Origin of the sequence: Moorena sp. SIO2C4 (assembly GCF_010672485.1) — a bacterium.
Lineage (GTDB): Bacteria > Cyanobacteriota > Cyanobacteriia > Cyanobacteriales > Coleofasciculaceae > Moorena > Moorena producens.
In genome coordinates this window covers 1-4,384 of sequence record NZ_JAAHGN010000626.1, presented here as the reverse complement: position 1 = coordinate 4,384, position 4,384 = coordinate 1, and the positions used below count along the sequence as shown (strand labels likewise).

Annotated in this window: 3 protein-coding genes and 1 other RNA gene; 3 read left to right on the top strand and 1 reads right to left on the bottom strand. The window is 41.9% G+C overall.

Features of this window, described 5'->3' with window-relative positions; all coding sequences use genetic code 11:
- The 3 genes from F6K20_RS25890 to ssrA form a co-directional block, all read left to right on the top strand.
- The coding region (locus F6K20_RS25890; protein ID WP_287296558.1) for a segregation/condensation protein A at positions 1 to 251 on the top strand (251 nt) is incomplete at its 5' end.
- A gap of 270 nt (positions 252 to 521) precedes the next feature.
- Positions 522 to 1,685 (top strand): nucleotidyltransferase family protein, encoded by a 1,164-nt coding sequence (locus F6K20_RS25885; protein WP_008180246.1) that lies wholly within the window; start codon positions 522 to 524, stop codon positions 1,683 to 1,685.
- A 160-nt stretch (positions 1,686 to 1,845) separates the two neighbouring features.
- Positions 1,846 to 2,237: a transfer-messenger RNA gene (gene ssrA, locus F6K20_RS25880) on the top strand.
- Between the two features lie 428 nt (positions 2,238 to 2,665).
- Here the strand turns inward: ssrA and F6K20_RS25875 are convergent.
- Entirely contained in the window at positions 2,666 to 3,316 is a 651-nt protein-coding gene (locus F6K20_RS25875; protein WP_044492349.1) for a sugar transferase, read from the bottom strand.
- Positions 3,317 to 4,384 lie beyond the last annotated feature (1,068 nt).

The window sequence follows — 4,384 nt, the reverse complement described above, 5'->3', positions numbered from 1 at the left end:
AGTGGTGGACGTTATCCCCATCATCAGTTGCATCAACTTCCGTTGGTTCTTCTTACCAGGAGGACAAACTGGGAACAGCCAAGATGTCGGCAAAAGCTGACACAGAAACAGCAATCACTCCTATTGAATCACCAATAGGGGACAGAGTTAGTGTTTTCTGGGGACTGCTATTGTTATCTGCTCAGTCTAAGGTTGAGTTATGCCAAGAGGAATTCTACCAAGATCTAAAAATCCGTAAATTGGAGTCATGAACCCCACGCTTAAAAGCAGGGGCTTGTAACATCAACTAGCCTTGTCAGGAAACCAGGAATTCTCAGCTGGAGTCACTCAAAGCATCACTCAAAGCATAGGTTACAGAAAATTCCAGCTTGTTTGCCCCTGTGTAATAGTAGCGGGGATGAAAACGAGTTAGGGACTTTAGTCCCTTGTGCTAATCGTGGGTGAGAGCTCAAGGACTAGTTAGAATCGTACTCAATTGCCCACATCAACCTCTATGGATTTAGTTTAAGGAGAAAAGATACATGAAAGCCATGATTCTGGCAGCTGGCAAGGGAACTCGCGTTCGCCCTATCACTTACACTATTCCCAAGCCATTGATTCCCATCCTGCAAAAACCAGTAATGGAGTTTTTACTAGAACTATTACGACAACATGGCTTCGACCAAGTTGTGGTCAACGTCTCTCACTTGGCTAACGAAATTGAAAGCTATTTTCGAGATGGGCAACGCTTTGGCGTTGAAATTGCTTATTCCTTTGAAGGTCGCATTGTCGATGGTCAACTGGTTGGGGAAGCCCTCGGCTCAGCTGGTGGCATGCGCAAGATCCAGGACTTTTATCCCTTCTTTGATGATACATTTGTGGTGCTCTGTGGTGATGCCCTAATTGACCTGGACTTGACAGCAGCAGTTAAATTCCATAAAGAAAAGGGAGCAATTGCTACCCTAGTGGCAAAACCTGTACCACGAGAACAGGTTTCTAGCTACGGTGTCGTAGTTACAGATGAAACTGGTCGAATCAAAGCTTTCCAAGAAAAACCCTCAGTTGAGGAAGCCCGCAGTACCAATATCAACACAGGAATTTACATTTTTGAGCCAGAAATATTTAAATATATCCCCTCTGGTCAGGAATATGATATTGGGGGCGAACTGTTTCCCAAACTTGTGGAAATGGGGGCTCCTTTCTATGCGGTGCCAATGGATTTCCAGTGGGTTGATATTGGTAAAGTGCCAGATTACTGGCGAGCTGTTCGAGGTGTCCTGCTCGGAGAAATCAAGAATGTACCGATTCCTGGCAAAGAAGTCGCTCCCGGAATCTATACTGGTTTAAATGTGGCCGTAAATTGGGACAAAGTGGATATCAAAGGTCCGGTTTACATTGGTGCTATGACCCACATCGAAGATGGGGCAAAGATTATCGGACCAACTATGATTGGTCCCAATTGCTGGATTTGTAGCGGAGCAACCGTTGAGAATAGCGTAATTTTTGAATATTCTCGCCTTGGAGCCGGAGTACGTCTAGTGGATAAGTTAGTGTTTGGACGCTATTGTGTTGATAAGACTGGTGCGGCTATTGATGTTCAGGCGGCAGCTCTAGATTGGCTGATTACTGATACCCGCCAGAGTTTGCCTGTGACTGAACCAGCAGAACGACAAGCGATCGAGGAAATCCTGAGCAGCAAGAGTTAAAAGGTTCACGTAAATCCCCGTCCTGATAGAAGGCGGGGATTTACCCAGCTAAACAGCGTTAAAGAAATTTTCCAATTCAAGATCACACAAGAGGATCACGCGTATTTGGTAGTTGCTACTTTGAAATATTGACTATAATGGAAAAAGGAAATAACTGCAAGGGGCCTTAATGGTTTCGACGTGTTGGTGAAAGCTGACCCGTGATTCAGGTCGAGAGTGAGTCTTCTCTCGCAAATACCGGACTCAAAAAAATTGTAACTGCGAACAACATCGTTCCTTTTGCTCGTAAGGCTGCACCTGCTGTTGCCTAAACACCTATAAACAGGTTCGAGCGTCTGTAGTTTGACTCCGTTAAGGACTATAGACTTAACCCCAACGGATGCTCTAGTAAGCTGTCTTTGGTCGGTTTGCTAGCTAAGACTTCACCAAAGCATCCTGTCATCCGGGATAAGGGATGATCCCCGCTCCGAGGGTTAAAGGGGCTAAGCCTGTGAATGAGCGATAAGTAAATAACCAGGGCGGACACGGGTTCAATTCCCGTAGGCTCCATTAAAAAATAAATATGACCATAAATATCACCAATTCAGATTGATTTCCCTGAATAAATCCAGAAAATCATCGTTAATTTTATCAGTGTTAATTTTTATTGTCTTAGGAACCATGGAAGTTGTTATTCCGTGATTATAGTTAACTGTAATCACCAATCAATACTTCCACTTCTCTATTGATTAATCTGTTGATAGCAGTTCTCAAAAAGGTTCGGTAAGTCTTGGAAAAATAGGATTAATTTTACTGATAAAAATAATAGGAGTGACTATCCTGTCACTAATTAATCAATCTGTTATCGATGCGTGTTTATTAGCTTAAGCTAACCCCACCTCAATCAAACATTCTCAATCAAACATTGTAGATAGGGTTAGCTTAAGCATTCTGTTCAACCTGGATTTAGTACTATCGGGTTAAGAGCTTATAACGTGATCTTAATAAGCACCATGCCTATTAAAGATTACCATGATAGTTTTCAGAATCAGCTTCAGGTCGTAGCCGATAGACCACTTACGTTGGTAATCCAAGTCCATAAGAACCACATCTTCAAAGTCAGTCACCTTTGAACGACCATTGGCTTGCCATTCACCGGTGATTCCAGGTTTAACTCTTAAACGCTTATAGTGATGGCGCTTGTAGCCCATTACTTCATCAAAGGTAGGAGGACGAGTTCCGACTAGGCTCATATCTCCGATCAAGACATTCCAGAATTGGGGAAATTCATCAAGACTGGTACGACGTAGAAAGCCTCCGATCCGACTGATACGGGGATCATTTTCATTTTTGAATATATGACCTTTAGCTTGGTTTTCTACTAAGTGCTTGAGTTTGTCTGCACCCACGATCATTGAGCGGAATTTCCTGATTTGGAAGGGTTTGCCATTCAGACCACAACGGATCTGACTATAAAATAATGGACCGGGATCGACTATCGACATAGCGAACGCAATGGGAATTGCGATGCTCACGGTAATTAATAATCCAACCAAAGCTCCAATAATATCAATTAATCGCTTGATATTATTGTTAGCTGAATGATGAACCTCTTGCTGAAATAAACAACTGGGTATTCTGTTATCCCAAATTGGTGAATCAACCGAGGTATAAGCAGAAGACTTGGAGATAATCACGGCTTTTTATTAGTTATCTAAAGTTGATTAAACGACGAAATAATTGCTTGAAATACCAAGGCTGATAGAACAGTTATGCTCAAGGGAGCTAACTTGCTTAGGTAGTTTTTGCCCAAACTTTACGGAATAGTCTCCTGCCATTTTTTAAAATATTTGGTAGGCACCCACTAACCCTAAAGTCTTTGTTGTCAACTAAATAGTCTATTAACCAGACCGCTGAAAACTTTAAAAGTTCCCGCTAAAGTAGATATTTTTTTATAAAAGTAACTGATATATAGGTAGATGACCTAGTCATTTTTATTGACCGCCTTATTAATAATTTTTAATCGAAGCCTCTGCTCATAGTATTTTGGTTTGTCAAAAAAGGAGTAGTATATTTTGTATCATTTCACTGAACTTTCACATTGTATCGGCGAATTCGTGAAGGGATTGTGAATTGGGGTTGAATTAATTGACTTCCAGTCTGAATTTTGGTAATAATAGTTAACTATTACTAATCAAAAAATGACTCGAAATGATTAGAAGTTAAAATAATGCAATTGATGTTAAAATGATGTTAAAATGCTAGGTATACATCCCTCAAGACTACTTCTGATCCCAAATCCAAGTTAAAAACCTCCTTTATAATTAAGTCACGGGGCGAAGCCTTGGGTCAAAGGCAGGTAAACGCAAGCTTATCTAGCCGCAACTTCCCTCTCGACTGGGCTAAAAGGGGGCTATAAAAGCGGATTTAAGATCACAGATAAGTAAACACGGCTATAGCTTAGCCATGTTGCCAGCTTGGCAGTAATTTTCAAGAATTTACCGAAAACAGAACAGAAGCGCTTCATCCGAGTCTCTTAAGAGCGTCCCACGGATTGCGAAGGGCTGACGCCCCGCTGCGCGAACACATCTGTTCTGTAATGAAAGAAACTTGCATCGTCAAAAGCCACTATTTTGCTCAAAGCTTTTGAATATTCCGATCCATCCCGTGCCCCCGCCCCACTCCATACCCCAAAAACCCCACACCCTGATCGACTACTG